Consider the following 21334-nt stretch of genomic DNA (forward strand, 5'->3'; position numbering starts at 1 on the left):
TCTTATCACTTCTTGCGTGCCATGGCACCTTCAGAGTGACATTAACGCACTATAATACCGTACCTGCGGCGGAATGGTTTCCAATCGGCGTGATGTCGTCTATGGGGCGGGCGCAGCAGAATAGGTCGGGCCATGTCGTTCAATACCTTCGGGCAGCTTTTTCGCGTCACCACTTTCGGCGAAAGCCACGGGCCGGCCATCGGCTGCGTGGTGGACGGCTGCCCGCCCAATCTGCGCTTCACGGTGGAGGAGGTTCAGGCCGCCCTCGACCGGCGCCGGCCGGGCACCTCGCGCTTCACCACCCAGCGCCGCGAGCCGGATGCGGTGAAGGTGCTCTCCGGCACCCTGGAGCATCCGGAAGGTGGCCTCGTCACCACCGGCACGCCCATCGCCCTTCTGATCGAGAATGTGGACCAGCGCTCCAAGGATTATGCCGACATCGCCGGCGCCTACCGGCCGGGCCATGCCGATTTCACCTATGACATCAAATACGGCATCCGCGACCATCGCGGCGGCGGGCGCTCCTCCGCGCGCGAGACGGCGACGCGGGTGGCGGCCGGCGCCATCGCGGCCAAGGTGCTGCCGGGCGTCACGGTGCGCGGGGCGCTGACCCAGATCGGCGATATCGCCATCGACCGCAGCCGCTGGAACTGGGACGAGGTGGGCAACAACCCCTTCTTCTGCCCGGATGCGGAAACCGTGCCTGCCTGGACCGACTACCTCGACTCGGTCCGCAAGGCCGGCTCCTCCGTGGGGGCCGTGGTGGAAGTGGTGGCGGAAGGGGTGCCGGCGGGCCTCGGCGCGCCGCTCTATGGCAAGCTCGACGCGGACCTCGCCGCCGCCCTCATGGGCATCAATGCGGTGAAGGCGGTGGAGATCGGCGAGGGCTTCAACGCCGCCCGCCTCACCGGCGAGGAGAATGCCGACGAGATGCGGCGCGGCAATGAGGGCCACCCGCAATTCCTGGCCAACCATGCAGGCGGCATCCTGGGCGGCATTTCCACCGGGGCGCCCGTGGTGGCGCGGTTCGCGGTGAAGCCCACCTCCTCCATCCTCACACCCCGGCGCACGGTGGACAAGTTCGGCGAGGAGACGGAGCTGTTCACCAAGGGCCGCCACGACCCCTGCGTGGGCATCCGCGCCGTGCCGGTGGGTGAGGCCATGGTGTGGTGCGTGCTCGCCGACCATCTGTTGCGCCATCGCGGACAGGTGGGCGAAGGCGCCCACTGGCCCTTCACGCGCTGAGGGCGGCGGCGCGGCCCCGCGCGGCGTTGCGCTTCACGGCCACCATGATGGCCGCGTGCACCAGCACCGCCACCGCGAGGCCGAAGAGGTTCTGGGCCAGCGTGCCCGGCACCGCCGCGATGCCATAGAGACCGAACGGGATGAACAGCACCACGGCGGTGCCGAGGCCGGGATTGTAGCCCTTCAACCCCACCGCCATGCCCACATGGGCGATGCCGTTCAGCAGGATGAGATAGAGCGCCGCCAGCCCCCAGCCGGGCGCCAGCCAATGGGCCGCATAGAGCGCCAGCAGGTTGATTCCCCACACGCCGGGCAGGTTGATCCACAGCACGTCCGCCACGGTGAGCGCCTCGACCCCGCCGAACACGCGCGCATTGACGAAGGCACGGAAGCGATCGCCCAGATGCTCTTCGACCTGGTGGAGCATATAGACGGGCCCGGCGAGATAGATGATGCGCTCCGCCCCGCCACCGGTGAAGGGCAGCACCAGCAGCAGCGCCCCACACATGAAGGCCGCACCGGCGACCCAATGGGCCGCGAGCCACTTTTGCATGACGCCCCTCCGCTTCAGCTTGAGAGTGACGTCGCCGCTCACGGATCGCAAGCCGGGATCGCAAGTGGAGGTCGCAAGCCTTGACGCGAGCCGCCGCGCGGGGCTCTCTCAGGCTCTGGGAGCCGGCTGCATCCCCTGCAGCGCCGGCCGGATTTCAGTATGGCTGAATTTCAAGAAATTTTATTGTCACTGAAATTCACCCTGCTATGCTGAGCCCATGAAGCTCGCGGAATGGCTTTCGAGCAACGGCACAAAGCGCAGCGCGTTCGCGCGCAAGGTGGGGCTATCTCCCGCCAGCGTCACCGCTTTGTGCAATGACGAGAGGGCCTGGATCTCCCGCGAGACGGCCGAGAGGATCGCAGAGGCCACCGGCCACGAGGTGACGCCCAACGATTTCCTCGGTCTTCCTCCGCTCAGTCTGCGAGGTTCCGCCGTGACCGACAGTACCCAGGCCCGCGTCCAGGCCGCCATCGAAGCTTTCGCCCGTGGTGAAATCATCGTCGTCACCGACGACGACGACCGTGAGAATGAAGGCGACCTCATCCTCGCCGCCTCGCTGGCGACGCCGGAGAAGATGGCTTTTGTCATCCGCAACACGTCCGGCATCGTGTGCGCGCCGCTGCCGCCCTCCGAGGCCAAGCGCCTGCGGCTCGACCCCATGGTGTCGAACAATGACGCGCCGCTGGGCACCGCCTTCACCATCTCCATCGACGTGAAGCACGGCACCACCACCGGCATTTCGGCGGAAGAGCGCACCAACACCGTGCGCGCGCTCGCCAATCCCAACATGGGTGCGGCGGATTTCGTGCGGCCGGGCCATGTATTCCCGCTTATCGCCAAGGAGGGCGGCGTGCTCATGCGCTCCGGCCATACCGAGGCGGCGGTGGACCTGTGCCGCCTCGCCGGCCTGCCGCCCGTGGGCGTCATCTCCGAGCTGGTGAATGACGACGGCACGGTGAAGCGCGGCCCCCAGGTGGCCGAGTTCGCCGAAACCCACAAGCTCACCAGCATTTCGGTGGCCGACCTCATCGCCTACCGCCAATCGCGCGAGAAGCTGGTGACCCGGGCGGCCGAGTTCCCCGTGCCCACCTGCGTGGGTGAGCTGCAGGGCTATTCCTTCACCACCCCCTTTGATTCGGTGAACCATCTGGCCCTGGTGAAGGGCCGCATCGGCGATGGCGAGAAGGTGCTGGTGCGCCTGCATCGGGCGGACCCCATCGCCGACGCTTTCGCTGGCGGCAAGTCCATCCAGAAGGCGCTGGAGCGCATCGAGGCTGAAGGCCGCGGCGTGCTGGTCTATCTGCGTGACGGCACCGCCGGCGTGCCCCCCTCCGCCTTGGGCGCGGGGGAGAAGACCTCCAGCGAGGTCGAGCGCGATCGCCACTGGCGCGAGGTGGGCCTGGGCGCCCAGATCCTGCGGGATCTCGGCATCGTCTCCATCCGCCTGCTCGCCTCCAAGGCCCGCACTTATGTGGGCCTGGGCGGCTTCGGCATCGAGATCATCGAGACCGAAACCCTCGATCAGTGAGGCCGAAAGACGAAGCCCCTGCACAAATGGCGTGCAGGGGCCTTGTCTTCAACTGATTGTGACGACGGCACGACACTCCCTCTTCGGGCCGCAATCCTTCATTCATGCCCCTTTGCGCCGCACCAGCGCAACCAAGGGAGACGGCTAAGCTCTTTTGCACCCGCTCCGATGATGTCAGCATCATCGCGACGACATGTCGCGGATGCCCGACGCAGGGGAGCATGGGTGATGATGACGCGCAGGCTGTGGTACGGATCGTGGCTGCTGGGCCTGGCCCTTGCGGCCCAGGAGGCGCGGCCCGCGGCGGCGGATGACGGGCGCCTGCCGGTGGATGTGGAGCTGGTCCTGGCGGTGGACATCTCCTACTCCATGGACACCGAGGAGCAGGCCCTCCAGCGCGACGGCTATGCCGCTGCCATCACCTCCCCCGAATTCCTGGAAGCCCTGCGACTGGGCCCCAATGGCCGCATCGCGGTCGTCTATGTGGAATGGGCCGGCGAGAGCGAGCAGGACGTGGCGGTGAAGTGGCAGCTCATCGACGGCCCGCAATCCGCCCAGACCTTCGCGGACGCCATCCGCGCCGCGCCGCTGCACCGGGTCTACCGCACCTCCATCTCGGGCGCCCTGCTCTACAGCGCCGACCAGTTCGACCTCAACGGCTTTCGGGGCCTGCGCCGGGTGATCGACATTTCCGGAGACGGCGTGAACAACCAGGGTCCGCCGGTCGTGGTGGCGCGTGACTCGGTGGTGGAGCGCGGCATCACCGTGAACGGCCTGCCGCTGGTCATGAAGCGCGGCTCCGCCGCCGCCGTGGATGCCCCCGAGCTTGATCTCTATTACGAGGATTGCGTCATCGGCGGCCCTGGCGCCTTCGTGATTCCGGTGGAGCATATTTCCGAGTTCGCCCGCGCGGTGAAAACCAAGCTGGTGATGGAGGTGGCCGGCGTGGTGCCGCCGCCGGCGCCCAGCCTCGTGGTGCCCGCCAGCTCGGCCCAGCCGCGGGTGTCCTGCACCATCGGCGAGAAGATGTGGCTCGATCACTGGGCCAATTGAGGCCCGCGACGCCGCCCCCCACGGGCTCAGGCACCTGCGCCGTCCTCCCAGCAAAAAGGGCGCGCTCACGGGCAAGGCTCGTGAACAAGTCTCAGGGGGCGAACTCCCGTCCCATCGCCTCCCGCGGTGTTACCGGCAACGCACGGGCCGCATCGTGCGCGATGGCATAGTCTCCTGCGCTTCTGGGGCGAGGAAAGCTACCCGGCGCAGTCAGCTAACGCCTTTCGCCCACCCCGCAAACGGGGAAATGCCCTAGTAGCGGTTCAGCGAGAATGATCTAAAGTCGGCCCGGACGAGCTGTCGACGGCGCGTTCGCGGGCATCGGGCGAAGGTCGTGAAGAGCAGGCGGTCATGAGGCACAAGGCAAGCCAGGGCAGCGCCCCGCGGGAGGAAGCCTCTCCCCTCGCGGCCGAGTGTGCTCCGCCTGGGCTCCATGACGCGGATCCCTCTTATCTGCACGCGATAATTGAGCGTCGGCTCGGCCAGCTGGTGCCGCCGACGGCCCTCCACCCGGGGGCGCTGCATGCCGCCATGCGCGACATTCTGCTCAGCCCGGGCAAGAGGCTGGCGCCCCTGCTCGCCATCGCCGCCGCCCTTCAGCTCGACATGTCGGAGCACGCGGTGCTCGACTTGGGCTGTGCGCTGGAGATGGTCGACGCGGCCTCCCGCCTCATGGACACCCTGCCCGGCACCAACCACGCCGCGAGACTCCAGTCGCAGCCTGCTGGCGTTGGGCGCTGTGGGGATGATGTGGCCCTTCTGGCCGCCATCTCCCTGCTCTCGCGCGCCTTTGGCGTGGTGGCGGATGCGCCCGGCGTGGAGGAATGCGTGCGGCTCCAGGCGGGGACCTCCCTGTCCCTGGCGGTTGGCACCCTCGGCCTGTGCGGCGTGCGCTTTGACGATCTGCGCCCGACCGGCCACCCGGCACCAACCGGGGATGAGGTCAGCCGGCGCACGAGCAGCCTTCTGTTCCCCCTCGCCGCCGAGTTCGCCGGCCGGGTGGCGCGGCTGGACGAGGAGCGGCTGGCCCACCTCATCTCTTTCGCCAGCCATGTTGGGCACGCGTATCACCTGCTCGACGCCACGCGCGATGCTTCCGCTCCCAGCGCCCCTCTGCGCGCGGCGCGCGCCCGCGAGCTGCTGGCCGAGCACGTGATGGGCGCCGGCGACGCCTCGCGGCGCCTCGGCCCCAATGACGAAGGCCACGAGCCCCTGCGCCTGTTCCTGCGCTCTGCCTTCGGCGACGCGGTGGAGGCCAGCCCATGCTGAGCCGGCCGTGAGCGCGCCCATGCCCCCCTCGCACCTGCGCCTCGTGCAGCCACCGGAGCCCCCGCCGGCCGGTCCGCCGCCTGCGGCGGGCGAAGAACCCGCGCTCGCGGTGACCGGGCTCGACGCCGGTTACGGGCGACTTCGGGTGCTGCACAACGTGGACCTGACCGTGCCGGCAGGCTGCATAACGGTGCTGATGGGCCCCGGCGGAGCGGGCAAGTCCACCCTGGTACGTGCCATCTGCGGCCGCCTGCCGGCGCGCGCCGGGCAGGTGCGGATCTGCGGTGTTCCCGTCACCCGCGCCGAGGCGCGGGGGAAAATCGGCCTCGTGCCGCAGGACATCGCCCTCTACCCCACGCTCACGATCGCCGAAAACCTCTCCATCTTCGCCGAACTCTCGGGCCTGGGCCTGAGAGAGGTCCGCGAGAGCGTGACCCAGGCCCTGGACCGCACCGGAACCGCCGCGCGGCAGGACCAGCGCATTGATCGCCTTTCCGAAGAGTGGCAACGGCGCGCCAATCTCGCAGCGGCTTTGGTGGGGCGCCCGCGCCTGTTGCTGCTCGACGAGCCCACCGCCGGCATGGATGCCCTCGGGCGCGAGGATCTGGTGAGCCTGCTGCGAACCCTCGCGGGCGAAGGGCTGGGCGTTCTGCTGATCACCCAGGATTTCGAGCTCGCCGAGCGGGTGGCGGAACGCGTCGCCATTCTCAAGGCCGGACGACTGGCCCTGGAAGGCGCCGTGCGCACCCTCGCCGCCCAGGATTTCGCCCACCGGCGGCTGGTGGAGCTCGCCTTCAGCACCCCGCCCTCGCAGCTTCAGGCGGGGTTCCTTTCGGCCTTGGGCTTCACGGTTGAAGGGGCGCATGCGCACGGCCTCATTTCCGATTCCCCACGGGCGGTGAGCGAGCTGCTGTCGCGCCTGGATTCCCTGGGCCTGCCGCCGCGCGCGCTCACCTTGAGAACCGCAGGGCTTGCCGCCATCTACGGCGCCATCACCGGTCGGGACGCGTGATGGGCGCGGTGATGGGCGCCATGGCGCTGTCTTTCTTTCGTGATCGCGGCGCGCTGATCACGACATTCATTCTGCCGCCGCTGCTGTTCCTGCTGTTCGCCGCCATCTTTGCGGAGAGCGCCGGCGGTGCCGGTTCCCTCTCGGTGGCCGCCGCCCGCCTCTCCGACGCACCCACCGCTGCTGCCGTCCTCGACGCACTGGCGGCCACCCCCGGCACCCGCCTGACCCTCCTCACGGGCCCTGACGCCGCCGCGCAGGTCGAGGCCCAGGTGCAGGCGGGCGGCGTGGATGTGGGCCTGGTGGTGCGGGATGACCCCGCCGTGGCCACGCCTGAGCCGCCCTTTCTGGTCATCACCGATCCCGGACGCGCGCTGGCGGGCGCCGTGCTGATGGGGCGCATCCACGCCGTGTTCGACGCCGCGTTTCCTGCCGCCACACTGTCGCGCGCGGCCATGCAGATTGAGGAGCTGACGGGCCCCTTCAGCAGTGAGCAGACACGGCGCCTGAAGGAGGCCATGGCCCGCGCGCCCGAACGGGCCGCCAACGGCGGCGGCGCGCTGATCGCCAACCAGGCGGTGTCACGCGCGCAGGCGCAGCCCGGCGTCATCTATTATGCCGCCGCCATCACCCTGCTCTTCCTGCTGGTCGCGGCCCTGCGGGGGGCCGCGAGCCTGGTGGAGGAGCGCCGCTGCGGGGTGTTCGACCGTGTGCTCATGACACCAGGCGGCCTCGGCGCGCTGGTGTTGGGCAAGTTCGCATTTCTGGTGCTCCAGGGGCTCGCCCTGGCGGTCGTGCTGTTCACGGTGGCGCAGCTGGTCCACGGGGTGGGCGTCACCGCCCACCTGTCGGCCTTTCTGCTGGTGTCCCTCGCCTGTGCGGCAGCGGCGGCCGGGGTGGCGCTCGCGCTGGCGGCGGCCTGCCGCACCCGGCAACAAGTGCGGGCCCTTTCGATGATCCTGGTGCTGCTCTTCTCCGTGGCCGGCGGCGCCATCGCTCCGCGCGTCCTCATGCCCGACTGGCTGCAGCGCCTGGGAGAGCTGACCCCGACAGCCTGGGGCATCGAGGCCTATCAGGATGCCCTGTGGCGTGGCGCAACGGCCGAAGTGCTCGTCTTGCCGCTTTCGGTGCTGCTGGCGTTCGCGCTGGCGGGTGGTCTTGCCGCGGTTTGGCTGACCCACCGCGCAGCACGAATGTTTTAAGGCAGGCCCAGCCCGCCGGTTGCCATCCGTGAACCCGCGAATTGCCTCGCGCGGCCGTCCCCACGCCCTTCGCGACAGCATCCCTTTCGAGGGCTCGCCTCGGCAGTGGCCCGAGCGCAGGCCCGGCCAAGCCCCGCCCATGGTGACACGAGGGCCCCGCCCGGCACCACCCCCAGCCCATGACATGGATGCCGGGGTGCGTCGTGATGCGCGCAGCGAAAGGGCCGGCCCGACAGAGCACCTCTCCCGCGACTGCAAACACAGCCGTTCAGGCAGGCACCCGCTCGGGCAGCGGCTCAGAGCCAAGGATGAGGTGACGGGGTGACCAGCCGATCCGCGGCCCGCTTGTCTGCGTCGGGACCTCGAGGCATTGCGGCGTGGTTGACCACAGCAACCAGCCGGTAGCCCCCCCCCGCGCGACTGAACGCGGGGGAAATTCGGCGCACTCACCAACGCGCCGCGCCAGCATCGGGCGAACCAGTAGCCACCGTTCCAGAATACGCGCCAACGGCGGGCCCTGCCCCCGCCTAGCTCAGCCCCGCGTCGGCCCAAAACAAAACCGCCGGTGGCGCGAGCCACCGGCGGGAAAACGACGGTCAGCCGCCGAACAATTTACGCTGCCACCAGCCCGAGCGCGGTTTTGCCGAAGGCGTATCCGCGGGAGGGGCAGCCGGCGTTTCAGTGGAAGGCTCGCCGGCCGAGGGCTCCGCAGCCGGAGCCACCTCTTCCGTCCTGCCTGCGTCCGCGGGCTCACCCGGTTCAGCCTTGGCCTCCACGGCCGGCTCGGACGCGATGGCCGGCGCCTCGGAGGCGGGCGCAGCCTCGCCCTCCCCGGCAATCGGCTCGGCATCCTCAGTCTTCGCCACCGCAGGAGCCTTCTCGCGCACCGTCGAGCGACGGCGACGGCGGCCGGTTTCGGGCTCCGCAGGCTCGCTGGCAGCCGGTGCGGCCTCAGCGGCAACGACTTCAGGAGCCTCCACGACCGGCGCGGTCACGGGCTCGGCCTCAGCCGCTGTTGCCACCGGCTCGGCGACCGGAGCGGGCTGCTCCTCTTCCCCTTCGCCGGCAGTCTCATCAGCGGTGAGTTCACCCTCACCCGCTTCACCCTCCGCGGCACCGTCCTCACCATCCCGCTCGCGGCGATTGCGGCGGCCGCCCCGGCGGCCGCGGCGACGGCGGCGCCGATCATTGGCGTCATCCTCGCCCGACTCGTCCTCGGACACCGGCTCCTCTTCGCCCTCGGCCTCCTCAGCCTCGGCGGAGACTTCCTCTTCGTCCTCGCCATCGGCGTCCGACTCGCGGGTCTCGTCCCGCTCACCCGGGCGCCGCCGGCGGCGGCGGCGGCGGCGACGACGATTGTTCTCGTCGGCCTTGTCGGCAGCATCGCCCTCGGCTTCGGCCTCCAAGGTCTCATCGACCTCGTCTTCCTCCTCCTCGACGAATGCCTCATCGGGAGCGATGGAATCGGGGTGCACCACCGGAGCCGCGCGCGGCGCGGGCGCAGGGGGAGCGGCAAGGTCGCCCTTGTCGATGATGAACGGCTGGTGGCCGGTCACCGTCTCGTCCGCCTCGATGGTCAAGGTGACGTTGAAGCGCTCTTCCAGGTCGCGCAGGTGAGCGCGCTTGTGGTTGAGCACATAGAGCGCGACCTCAGCCCGGGTGCGGGCGATGAGATTATTGGAAGCCGAGCGCAACAGCTGCTCTTCCAGCGCGCGCAGGAGCTGGAGCGACACCGAGGCCGCCGAGCGCACATGGCCGGTGCCACCGCAATGGGGGCACACCTCGATGGAGCTTTCCAGCACGCCGGTGCGGATGCGCTGGCGCGACATTTCGAGCAGGCCGAAATGGGAGATGCGGCCGATCTGGATGCGCGCCCGATCGTTCTTCAGGCAATCCTTGAGCTTGCGCTCGACCGCCCGGTTATTGCGCTTCTCCTCCATGTCGATGAAGTCGATGACGATCAGGCCCGCGAGGTCGCGCAGCCGCAGCTGGCGCGCGATTTCCTCGGCGGCTTCCACGTTCGTCTTGAGCGCGGTGTCCTCGATATGGTGCTCGCGGGTGGCGCGGCCGGAGTTCACGTCGATGGAGACCAGCGCCTCCGTCGGGTTGATGACGATGTAGCCGCCGCTCTTGAGCTGCACCACGGGAGAGAACATGGCGTCGAGCTGCTGCTCCACCCCGTAACGGGCGAAGATGGGCTGCGGCTCACGATAGGGCAGGACCGCCTTGGCATGGCTCGGCATGAGCATGCGCATGAAGTCCTTGGCCTCCTTGTAGCCGTCCTCGCCGGCCACCTGCACCTCGTCGATGTCCTTGTTGTAGAGGTCGCGGATGGCCCGCTTGATGAGCGATCCCTCCTCATAGACAAGGCTCGGCGCGGCGGACGACAACGTGAGCTCGCGCACCGTCTCCCACAGGCGCAGGAGATATTCGAAGTCGCGCTTGATCTCGGTCTTGGTGCGGTTGGCACCGGCGGTGCGCAGGATGATGCCCATCCCCTCCGGCACCTCCAGGTCCTGCACCACTTCCTTCAGGCGCTTGCGGTCCACGGCATTGGTGATCTTGCGGGAGATGCCGCCACCCCGGGCGGTGTTGGGCATCAGCACCGAATAGCGGCCGGCGAGGGACAGATAGGTGGTGAGAGCCGCGCCCTTATTGCCGCGCTCTTCCTTCACCACCTGCACCAGCATCACCTGGCGACGGCGGATGACCTCCTGGATCTTATAGGTACGGGCGCGACGCTGGGGTGCGCGCTCGGGCACCTCCTCGAGGGCGTCCTCGTCGGAGCCCAGGTGCTCGATTTCCTCTTCCTCGTCGATCTGGTCGACGTCGCCGTCGTCCTCGTCCTCTTCCTCGTCGTCCTGGGGCTGGCGGGCCTCGGCGGGAGCGTCCTCGTCCTCAGGCAGGATGGGAGCGGGCTGGACCTCACCCTCCTCGGCCTCATGACGGCGCTCGGCCTCCTCGGCGTGAGCCTCAAGGGCGACCACCTGCTGGGCGGGGGCCGGCAGCGCGGTGCCCAGCGCAGCCTCGGCCGCCTCTTCCTCGCGCTCCTCTTCCGCCTCTGCGGCTTCCGCCGTGGCGAGCAGGGCGGTCACGGTATCCACGTGCGCGTGCACGGGAGCGGCCTCCGCGGGCTCTTCAGCGGACTTCGCCTCGGGCGCGTTTTCGGCTTCGGCGGCGACGGGGGCATCAGCCGACGCCTCATCTACAGGCGCGTTCTCGACCGGCTCGACCGCAGTCGCGGGCTCGGCCTCAACGGCGGAATCGGGCTCGGCAGCGGAAACGGCAGCCGCCGGCTCGGCGGTCGCGGCTTCCGGAGCGGCGGCGTCCTCGGCCTCCTCCACCTCTTCGCTGACGGCGGCATCGGCGCGGCTCTTGCGCGACCGGCCGCGCTCGCGGCGCTTCTCGCGCATGTCGGCCTCATCCTCGGCGAGGCGCGCGGCGCGCTCCTCCTCCTCGATCAGCGCCAGGCGGTCGGCGACCGGGATCTGGTAGTAATCGGGGTGGATCTCGCTGAAGGCGAGGAAGCCGTGGCGGTTGCCGCCATATTCGATGAACGCCGCCTGGAGCGAGGGCTCCACGCGCGTGACCTTGGCCAGATAGATGTTGCCCCGCAGCTGCTTGCGGGTGGCGGACTCATAGTCGAATTCTTCGACCCTGTTCCCGCGCACGACCACGACCCGGGTTTCCTCCGGGTGGGTCGCATCGATGAGCATCTTGTTCGCCATTGAATTCTCTCTTCACGGCGCCGGAGCCACAGCTCCGCCACAGGCGCCGGGAGGTGTCGCAGACCCCCGCCGGAACGCCGTTCGAACGCCGGATGTGATGACGGAAAGAGTCAGAGGATCGGTCGCGCCGGGGCGTGTCGTTCACACCCTCGACGTCGGGGCACACTCTGGCGCGGCGAACGCGCCGGTCGTGCGGATAAAAGTCCATGCCCTCGGCTACCCGGTCCTCGATGAAAGGTCCAACCGGCCCCGGAGCCAAGGCCCCGATCCGGCTACGGCACACGCCCGCCCGATTCTCCAGAACGTTCCTCGAAGGCATGTTTCGGAAGGGTCGCCGGGACCGCCGCTCGAAATGCCGCCGGCTCTCCTTGCTGGCGCGCTGCGCCGAAAGAGAGCGACCGACGACGTGGAGTGGGCCACTGAGGCCGGAAAGCGCGCTGCACCAGGGCCACGCGTACTTCCGGGCCTGAAGAGGAACACCCGCGGCAGCCGCGGCAGCCGGTGGCCGAAGAGCCTGGTCCGGAACGCGAACTGTGTACGCGCCTTTTGTAGACGCCCTCATTCCCGCTTGGCAAGGTTTATGCGTGTGCCGACGGCCCCTCGCAGCGGGACGCCAGGGCGCGACGGCTTGCCGACACAGCACTTCACCGTGTCGCGACCACGACGCCGCAGGCGCTATCCCCAGCCGGCGGCGAGGTGTCAACCAAAGGTTAACGCACCTGCCCCTATCCGTTAAGGACGTGCGGCGCGGGCCCCATTGGCCATCGCCGCCGCCCGGTCACCGGCACGACGGGATGCGCATGGTCCAAACCGCCTGGCACACCAGACTTTTCCGAGCGGCGGCCCGGTCCTGCAGGGGCGGCCCGATTCGCCGCGCGCTGCTCATTGCGGTGTGCGGCACCGTTCTCTGCACGCCTGCGGCCGCCGCCGGCCGCAATGCCGAAGCCCCCGCGCCGGAGGCGACCGGAAGCATCACGCGGCCGGCCGCGCCCGCGGCGGCCCGCCTGCCCACCCTTGCCCGTGAAGCCCGCCTCGCCGGCGACGGCCAGCGCACCCGCATGGTGCTCGACCTGGACCGGGCGGTGGATATCCGCACCTTCACCCTCGCCAATCCCTACCGGGTGGTGGTGGACCTCGACGACGTGGTGTTCTCCATGGCGCCGCAGCCGATGCAGCGCGGGCTGGTGAGCGCCCTGCGCTATGGCGTGTTCGCGCCCGGCAAGGCCCGCATGGTGCTGGAGGTGGGCGGCCCCGTTTCCATCGACAAGAGCTTCATTCTCGACGCCGTGGACGACCAGCCAGCGCGGCTGGTGCTGGACCTGGTGCCGACCGACGCCGCCACCTTCGCCCGCACCCTGGCCACCGCCACCCGCCCCCAGGCGGCCACGCCCGAACCCATCGTTCCGCCAGCTGGAGACACCCGCCCCGTGATCGTGATCGATCCCGGCCATGGCGGCATCGATACCGGCACCACCGGCTACAGCTCGTACGCGGAAAAGAATATCGTGCTGGAAACCGGGCTGGTGCTGCGCGACAAGCTGGAGAAGCTGGGCATCTACCGGGTGGTGATGACCCGCAGCACCGACACCTTCATTCCCCTCGGCGAGCGCGTGCGCATCGCCCGCGCGCATCAGGCGGCCCTGTTCATCTCGCTCCACGCGGACGCCCTCGCCCGCAATGATGGCAAGGCCCGCGGCGCCAGCGTCTACACCCTCTCCGAGACCGCCAGCGACGCCGATGCCGCCCGCCTCGCCGACCAGGAGAACAAGGCCGACCTCATCGCCGGCGTGGACCTGAGCGATGAATCGGATGCCGTCGCGGGCATTCTGGTGGATCTCGCCCAGCGCGAGACCCGCAGCTTTTCCGCCCATTTCGCCCGCCAGCTGGTGCACCAGATGAAAAGCGTGGCGCGCACCCATCACGGCGCGCTCAAGTCCGCCGGCTTCCGCGTGCTGCGGGCCCATGACGTCCCCTCGGTGCTGGTGGAGCTCGGCTACATGTCCAGCCGCGAGGATCTGAAGCTGCTCACCTCCGACACCTGGCGCAACGAGGTTGCGGACGCCATGGTGGAGGCGGTCAACGACTTTTTCGGCCCGCGCGTGGCCCACGCCACCCCCGCCGACGGGCAGACGGCCCGCGCCGAGAATGCCAAGGGCCAGCGCGCCGAGCCGGGCAAGGCCGGCCGCTGAGCGCCCACGCAACCCGCCCCTCATCCAACTCCCCATCCGCGTGGTCGCGAAGCGGCCATGTTTGCCCGCCATAGGGGCAAGGGCCGGTTGTCGCCAGCCGCTACCGCCCGCCGGTACCGCCTGATATTGGCCCGTCGCGAGCCGTCGCCATCTTCGGATGGTCCGCGCGCGTGTCGCGGCCTTGTGATGGCGAAGCGGTGCGGGAACGGCTACGCACCGGCATCTGCCGCTTCGCAGCGAAGCCGAGTCGCGGTAATGCGATGTCGCCGCGCGTGCGGTGCGGCGCAGGTAGATGGCCGGCATGCCGTTGGGGCATGCGTTCAACGATGTGGAGGGGCCCTGCGAGATGAGGCTGCTGCTGAGGTTTCTGGGCTTCCTGTTCGCTCTGTTCACCCTGGTGCTGCTGGTGGGCGCGGCGGGCGCGACCTATTTCGTCTGGAAGTACTCCAAGGACCTGCCGGACTATACCCAGCTCCAGAATTACGAACCGCCGGTGATGACGCGGGTGCACGCGGCCGACGGATCGCTGGTGGCTGAGTACGCCAAGGAGCGGCGGCTCTACATCCCCATCCAGTCCGTGCCCAAGCTGGTCATCGAGGCCTTCCTCTCGGCCGAGGACAAGAATTTCTACGAGCACGGCGGCGTCGACCCCACGGGCATTTTCCGCGCCGCCAGCTTCTATCTGCAGAATTACGGCAAGAACGTCCGGCCCCAGGGCGCCTCCACCATCACCCAGCAGGTGGCCAAGAACTTCCTTTTGACCAACGAGGTCTCCATCGACCGCAAGATCAAGGAAGCGCTCCTGGCGCTGCGCATCGAGCGCGCCTATTCCAAGGACCGCATCCTGGAACTGTACCTCAACGAGATCTATCTCGGCATGGGCGCCTACGGCATCGCCGCCGCCGCGCTGGTCTATTTCGACAAGTCCGTGGAAGAGCTGAACGTGCAGGAGGTGGCCTACCTCGCCGCCTTGCCGAAGGCGCCTTCCACCTACAACCCCTTCCGCGAGCGCGCCCGCGCCACCGATCGCCGCAACTGGGTGATCGACCGCATGGTGGAGAACGGCTTCGTGTCCCCCGAGGACGGCGAGGCCGCCAAGAAGTCGCCGCTTGACGTGACGCCCCGCCCCTCCGGCGCGCAGATCTTCGCCGCTGAATATTACGCTGAGGAAGTGCGCCGCCAGATTTTCGAGCGCTATGGCGAGAACAAGCTCTATACGGGCGGCCTCTCCGTGCGCACGCCGCTGGATCCCAAGCTGCAGGTGCTGGCCAAGAAGACCCTTTCGGAAGGCCTGGTGCGGTTCGACGAGGAGCGCGGCTGGCGCAAGCCCGTCACCCACATCGACATTACGGGCGCCGACTGGGGCGCCAAGCTGGGCGAGGTAAAGGAGTTCAACGACATCCCCTGGCGCCTCGCCGTGGTGCTGGACGTGAACAAGGACAACGCCCGCATCGGCCTGCAGCCGCCGCGCACCAAGTCCGGCGCGCGCTCCACCGAGCGCGAGGTGGGCCTCATCACCGCCGACGGCGCCAAATGGACCCGCCGCCCGCTGAACTCCATCCTGAAGACCGGCGACGTGGTCTATGTGGAGCCCATGGCCGGCCGCCAGGGCCAGTTCCGCCTCCACCAGATCCCCGCCATCGAGGGCGCGATGGTGGTGATGGAGCCGACCACCGGCCGCGTGATCGCCCTTTCCGGCGGCTTCTCCTATGACGAGAGCCAGTTCAACCGCGCGACCCAGGCCATGCGGCAGCCGGGCTCTTCGTTCAAGCCGTTCGTCTATTCGGCGGCGCTGGACAATGGCTATACGCCGTCCTCCATCGTGGTTGACGCGCCCTTCGAGCTGGAGCAGGCGGGCCAGGCCACGTGGCGGCCCACCAACTATTCCAACAAGTTCTACGGCCCGCAGACGCTGCGCTTCGGCCTCGAGCAGTCGCGCAACGTGATGACGGTGCGCCTCGCCAACGACATCGGCATGCCGATCATCGCTGAATACGCCAAGCGCTTCGGCATCTATGACAACATGCCGCCCATGCTCTCCATGGCGCTGGGCGCCGGCGAAACCACGCTGATGCGCATGGTGGGTGCCTACGCCATGATCGCCAATGGCGGGCGCAAAGTAACGCCCTCGCTCATCGACCGGATCCAGGACCGTTACGGCCACACCATCTACCGCCACGACGAGCGCGAGTGCCGCGGCTGCGATGCCGACCACTGGGCCAACCAGCCCGAGCCGACGCTCATCGATCGCCGGCCCCAGGTGCTGGACCCCATGACGGCCTACCAGATCACCTCCATGATGGAAGGCGTGGTGCAGCACGGCACCGGCACCGCCCTGAAGGAGCTGGGCAAGCCCATCGCCGGCAAGACCGGCACCACCAATGACGAGAAGGACGCCTGGTTCGTCGGCTTCACTCCCGAAGTGGTGGTGGGTGTCTATCTCGGCTATGACCGCCCCCGCCCCATGGGCAAGGGCGCCACCGGCGGCCACCTCTCGGCGCCGGTCGTGCGCGACTTCATGAAAGTGGCGCTGGCCGACCGCCCCGCCATTCCCTTCAAGGTGCCCGCCGGCATCAAGCTGGTGCGGATCGACCGCAAGAGCGGGCAGCGCACGGGCGCGGGCGATAGCAACGCCATCCTCGAAGGCTTCAAGCCCGGCACGGCTCCGCCCGACAGCTACTCGGTCTCTGATTCCTCTGGGGCATCCGATGGCGGCATTGGGTCCGGCTCCAGCGCGGGAACGGGCGGCCTCTACTGAAAACCGGGCGGCGGTTCCAACGGGCCGCCGCCCTCATCTTTTCGCCCACTCTCGTCCCCACAGAGCCCGCCGCGGCGAACCCACGGCTTTCGTCACTCTTGGTTAACCCTTTGTTGGCACGGCCAAAGCGGCCCTGCACACAGCCTTGGGGCGAAATTGTGTTACGGCCAAGCTATGGATGAGCTTGACGGTATCGATTGGTACCGCGCAATGTAACCTCGCCCAATGGCATCGGTAGCGCGCTCGCGTGACCTTGCAGGGGATCAAGCAGCGCGGGGGCGACGCGATGGATGAGGAGGTCCAGGATCTCAACCAGCTGGCACTTAGCCAGTGCCTGGACGCCGTTGTTTTCATAGACGACAAAAACAACGTCATCTTTTTCAACGACGCCGCCGAAAGGCTCTGGTGCCGCCCGCGCGCCGATGTGCTGGGCCGCAACGTCGCCGAGCTCGTGCCCCTGCGTTGGCGCGGCCAACACGACGAATTCGTCAACACCCAGCGCCGCACCGGCGTCACCAAGATCGTCGGCACCACACGCGATGTTCCCATTGAGCGGGAAGATGGCAGCGTGGCCTGGGGCCAGCTAGCCTTGTCCCGCGCTGAGTTGGGCGACAAGACCTATTATGCAGCCTTTGTCCGCGAGATCACCGCGGACGTGCGCCAGCGCGAGCAGATGCGCATTCTCTCCCTGGTTGCGGAAACCACGGGGCGCATCGTCCTGGTTCTGAACAGCCGGTCGGAGGCGGTCTACATCAACCGCGCATTCACAGACCGGTTCGGCTACACGGTTGACGACGTTCTCGGACAAGAGCCTTTCGCCCTTCTCGCGACCGATTCCGGCACAAGAGCGTTAACAAATCAGCTTACCGATCGCCTAAAACAGTTGCCGGAATTCACTGAAGAGGTACTGTTGTCCGATAGCTCAGGAAGGGGCGTCTGGGTGTCTGCGACTTTTAACCGTGTGATCGACAACTCGACCGGCGAGATCGCGAACATCGTCGCCGTTCTGGCTGACATCACCCAAATCAAGCAGATCGAAGAGCTGCGGCGGGATGTTCTCGCCGCCGTGGTTTCGGACGAGCCGCTCGACGCCGTCGCGGATCTCGTCTGCCGGAAAGTGGAAGCTATCGCCCCCGGCGTTGTCACCTCCATTATTTCGGTGACCGATGACGGCCTTCTGCAGCCGGTCGCCGGGCCCAGCCTTCCCCAGAGTTTCGTCGCTGCCGTGGAAGGTGTTGCCATCGGGCCGGACGTCGGGTCGTGCGGCAGCTGCGCGTTTCTCGGCGAGCCGGTGCTGGTGGAGGACATCGCCACCGATCCGCGTTGGGACGATTTCCGCTGGCTGCCTTTGCCGGCCAATCTGCTCGCCTGCTGGTCGGTCCCGGTGAAGCTGCGCTCCGGCAAGGTGGCCGGCACCTTCGCGTTCTATTTCACGGACCGTCGCGCCCCCACCGCCTGGGATGAGCAGATCGTCAACGCCTGCATCCATCTGTGCGCGCTGGCCATGGAGCGGCAGGAATCCAAGCGCCATATCGCGCGCCTCGCCTCAATGGATCCCCTCACGGGCCTGCCGAATCGTGGTGAGATTCTGCACCTGATGAGCGACGAGCTGCTGCGCGCGGAAGCGCTAAAGCTGCCACTGGCGCTGCTGTTTCTTGATCTGGATCACTTCAAGGACGTCAACGACACTCTGGGCCACACCACCGGCGACCGCCTGCTGGTGGAAATTTCCCGGCGCCTGAAGGCTCAGTTGCGCACCGGCGACGTGGTGGGCCGCATCGGCGGGGATGAGTTCGTCATCCTCATCCACAATTGCCGCGGTGACGAAGCCGCCCGCATCTCCGGCCGGCTGCTCGAATATCTGGCCGCGCCCGTCAATATCGAGGGGCTCAACCTCGCGATGACGGTGAGCATCGGCATCACCCTGTTCCCCGAGCATGGGCGCGACGCCGAAACGCTGCTGAAGCACGCCGACACCGCCATGTACGAGGCGAAGCGTGAAGGCCGGGGCAAGTTCCGCTTTTTCACCGAGGACCTCAACCAGCGCGTTCAGAACCGGCTGGTGCTGTCGGTGGCCTTGCGCAAGGCCATCCAGAACAAGGCCTTAAAGCAATACTACCAGCCGCAGGTGTGCATCACCGACGGCTCGCTCCACGGGGTGGAAGCTCTCAGCCGGTGGCATGACCCCATCCATGGCGACGTGCCTGCGCCCCGCTTTATCGCCCTGGCCGAGGAATACGGCCTGGTGGACGGGATCGATCAATGGGGCGTGGAAACCGCCTGCGCCCAGATCGCGAAGTGGCGGGCCGAGGGCCTGCCGGTGCCCCACATTTCCGTGAACCTCTCGCCGCTGAGCTTCCGTAGCGGCACCATCGTCGATGTCATCGCCGACGGCCTGAAGCGATACAACATCCAGCCGAGTGATATCCGTGTCGAGATCACCGAGCGGGTGATGATGGACCAGCACCCCAATTCGCTCGCCACCGCACGCGCCATCGAGGCGCTCGGGGTGCACATCGCCATGGACGATTTCGGCACCGGCTATTCCAGCCTTTCCGCCCTGGCGCGCCTGCCCATCGCGGAGCTGAAGATCGACCGCTCCTTCATGATGAGCCTGGAGCAGGACCAGAACTCCCAGGCCCTTGCCACCGCCGTGATCCGCATCGGTCAGAGCCTGGGCATGTCCGTGGTGGCCGAAGGGGTGGAAACCGAGGCCCAGATGGCGCTGCTGCGCGAGCTCAAGTGCCACGCCGCGCAGGGCTACCTGTTCGCTCGCCCGCTCGCCACCGAGGATTTCGAGGCCTGGTTCGTCACCCGGCTTCAGCACAACACCCGCCCCACCGCCAGCCGCGCCTGACCGTCGCGACCCGCGCTCCACTTCGGGGCCGCTGGCGGCTCGACAGTGGCAAAAAGTGCGCCAGAAGCGCGACGGTGGGACTTTCCCTGCTTCCATTCACAGCTGCGCCGTTTACACCTGCGCGCGCGGCCGCTATTTTCCGCGGCCCCATCCGGAGACCATGAAGCCATGCGCGCGGAACTCGCCGCGAAAGTCGACGAGATCAATCAATCGTTGGACCTGCTGCGGTCCCACCTGGACGTGGACCGCTCTCGCCGACGCCTGGCCGAGCTGAACGCCATGGTGGAGGATCCCACTTTGTGGGACGAGCCGGACCGGGCCCAGAAGATCATGCAGGAGCGCACGACGCTGGAAGATGGCCTCACCGCCATCGACCGGATCGCGCGCGACCTCGCGGACAATGTGGAGCTGATCGAGCTTGGCGAGGCCGAGGGTGATGAAGGCGTCATTGCCGAAGCTGCCGGCGCGCTCCAGGCTCTGAAGGCCGAGCTCGCCCGGCGCGAGCTCGAATCCCTGCTTTCCGGCGAGGCCGATTCCAACGACACCTATCTCGAGGTCCATGCGGGCGCCGGCGGCACCGACAGTCAGGACTGGGCCGAGATGCTGCTGCGGATGTACACCCGCTGGGCGGAACGACACGGCTTCAAGGTGGAGCTGGTGGATGAAAGCGCGGGCGAGCAGGCCGGCTTGAAGTCCGCCACCATTATGGTGAAGGGCCACAACGCCTATGGCTGGCTGAAGACCGAGGCGGGCGTGCACCGGCTGGTGCGCATCTCGCCGTTCGATTCGAATGCCCGGCGCCAGACCTCCTTCTCCTCCGTCGACGTCTACCCGGTGATCGACGACCGCATCGTGGTGGAGATCAACGAGGCCGACGTGCGGGTGGATACCATGCGCTCCGGCGGCGCGGGCGGCCAGCACGTGAACAAGACCGAATCGGCGGTTCGCCTCACCCACATTCCCACCGGCATCGCGGTGGTGAGCCAGGGTGACCGCTCCCAGCACAAGAATCGCGCCACCGCCTGGAACATGCTGCGCGCGAAATTGTACGAGATGGAGCTGAAGAAGCGCGAGGCGGAAGCCGCCGCGGAGCAGGCCGCCAAGACCGATATTGGCTGGGGCCACCAGATTCGCTCCTATGTGCTCCAGCCCTATCAGCTGGTGAAGGACCTGCGCACCGGCGTCTCGTCCGGCACCCCGCAGGAAGTGCTCGACGGCGACCTGGACACCTTCATGCAGGCCGCCCTCGCCCAGCGCGCCTATGGCGGCGGCCCCGAGAGCGTCGACGACGTGGACTGATCGCGGCGGAGGGCGCCCCCCTCCGCCCCCGGCGGGTCCTGTGCGCGCCGCAGGCCTTCGCGCCCCATTCTCAGCGATCGCTGCCGCAGGCCCAGGCCCAAGCGCCGGCCTCACCGGCCGGGGCGGGCTGGCGCGCCGCCGTGTCGCGTTCCAGTGCACGCCCGGCGATGGCGCCCCTTGCCTTCGCGCGTGGATTGTCGCTTACTGCGGGTAATGGGAAACGGTTGGGGGCGGAGGTTTGAGGCGGAGCCGCGCGATGCGACCGCTGGTCCATCGATCCATATCCGTGCTTTCGGTGGCGGCTCTTGCAACGCCGCGCACGCATCCAAGACCCGCTCCGGGCGCCATCGATGGAGCGTCAGCCTGTCCGTGTATTCGACGCGAACGCACCTCGTCCGCCGCGCGCCGCCGCCCCTGCCCACAGGTCGGAAGCGATTTACCGCGCTGGCGATGGTTCGCCCGGCCCTTGGCGTCGGCATCGAGCCCCCGCGACGTCTCCCCTCTCGCCATCTTCACCCGTAACGATACCGCTGGCCGAGCTGGCGGAGCTGCTCCCCACCCTCAAGCGCACCTCGCACAGAGCTGCATTCCCGCACACGCCGCGCGCACACCCAAGCCGCCGGCATGGTGACATCCGACCCTGA

General features: G+C 68.1%; 12 protein-coding genes. 10 read left to right on the plus strand and 2 right to left on the minus strand.

The window, feature by feature from the left end:
* Positions 1-132: 132 nt before the first annotated feature.
* Positions 133-1245 (plus strand): chorismate synthase, encoded by a 1113-nt coding sequence (aroC, locus tag V5F26_RS18415; protein WP_394055702.1) that lies wholly within the window; start codon positions 133-135, stop codon positions 1243-1245.
* Here aroC and V5F26_RS18420 read toward each other — a convergent pair.
* Positions 1235-1798: an HXXEE domain-containing protein gene (locus V5F26_RS18420; protein WP_234051764.1), complete on the minus strand. Its 564-nt coding sequence runs from the start codon at positions 1796-1798 to the stop codon at positions 1235-1237. The two genes, aroC and V5F26_RS18420, sit on opposite strands and share 11 nt — an antisense overlap.
* A 217-nt stretch (positions 1799-2015) precedes the next feature.
* Between V5F26_RS18420 and ribB the strand changes: the two genes are divergently transcribed.
* The 5 genes from ribB to V5F26_RS18445 all read left to right on the plus strand — a co-directional run bounded on the left by ribB (position 2016) and on the right by V5F26_RS18445 (position 7859).
* Positions 2016-3326, plus strand: a complete 1311-nt coding sequence (gene ribB, locus V5F26_RS18425) for a 3,4-dihydroxy-2-butanone-4-phosphate synthase (protein WP_234051763.1) — start codon at positions 2016-2018, stop codon at positions 3324-3326.
* 228 nt (positions 3327-3554) lie between these two features.
* Positions 3555-4379 carry a DUF1194 domain-containing protein gene (locus V5F26_RS18430; protein WP_234051762.1) on the plus strand — a complete coding sequence of 275 codons (825 nt, stop codon included), beginning with the start codon at positions 3555-3557 and terminating at the stop codon, positions 4377-4379.
* 351 nt (positions 4380-4730) lie between these two features.
* Positions 4731-5648 carry a polyprenyl synthetase family protein gene (locus V5F26_RS18435; RefSeq protein WP_394947142.1) on the plus strand — a complete coding sequence of 306 codons (918 nt, stop codon included), beginning with the start codon at positions 4731-4733 and terminating at the stop codon, positions 5646-5648.
* Between the two features lie 19 nt (positions 5649-5667).
* The gene (locus V5F26_RS18440; protein WP_394055709.1) at positions 5668-6660 is read left to right on the plus strand and encodes an ABC transporter ATP-binding protein; all 993 of its coding nucleotides are present in this window, start codon (positions 5668-5670) and stop codon (positions 6658-6660) included.
* A gap of 20 nt (positions 6661-6680) precedes the next feature.
* A complete protein-coding gene (locus V5F26_RS18445; protein ID WP_394947141.1) occupies positions 6681-7859 on the plus strand; it encodes an ABC transporter permease in 1179 nt (392 codons plus the stop codon).
* Positions 7860-8455: 596 nt separating this feature from the next.
* On the opposite strand, the gene V5F26_RS18450 is transcribed toward V5F26_RS18445, so the two are convergent.
* Entirely contained in the window at positions 8456-11587 is a 3132-nt protein-coding gene (locus V5F26_RS18450) for an Rne/Rng family ribonuclease (protein ID WP_394947140.1), read from the minus strand.
* 890 nt (positions 11588-12477) lie between these two features.
* Between V5F26_RS18450 and V5F26_RS18455 the strand changes: the two genes are divergently transcribed.
* The 4 genes from V5F26_RS18455 to prfB all read left to right on the plus strand — a co-directional run bounded on the left by V5F26_RS18455 (position 12478) and on the right by prfB (position 20690).
* A complete protein-coding gene (locus V5F26_RS18455; RefSeq protein ID WP_394947139.1) occupies positions 12478-13776 on the plus strand; it encodes an N-acetylmuramoyl-L-alanine amidase in 1299 nt (432 codons plus the stop codon).
* Between the two features lie 346 nt (positions 13777-14122).
* Positions 14123-16534, plus strand: coding sequence for a penicillin-binding protein 1A (locus V5F26_RS18460; protein WP_394947138.1), 2412 nt, complete (start codon positions 14123-14125; stop codon positions 16532-16534).
* 286 nt (positions 16535-16820) lie between these two features.
* Positions 16821-19391: an EAL domain-containing protein gene (locus V5F26_RS18465; RefSeq protein WP_394055716.1), complete on the plus strand. Its 2571-nt coding sequence runs from the start codon at positions 16821-16823 to the stop codon at positions 19389-19391.
* Positions 19392-19559: 168 nt separating this feature from the next.
* Entirely contained in the window at positions 19560-20690 is a 1131-nt protein-coding gene (gene prfB / locus V5F26_RS18470; RefSeq protein ID WP_234051755.1) for a peptide chain release factor 2, read from the plus strand.
* Positions 20691-21334 lie beyond the last annotated feature (644 nt).

Source organism: Xanthobacter variabilis, from assembly GCF_043831965.2.
Classification (GTDB): domain Bacteria; phylum Pseudomonadota; class Alphaproteobacteria; order Rhizobiales; family Xanthobacteraceae; genus Xanthobacter.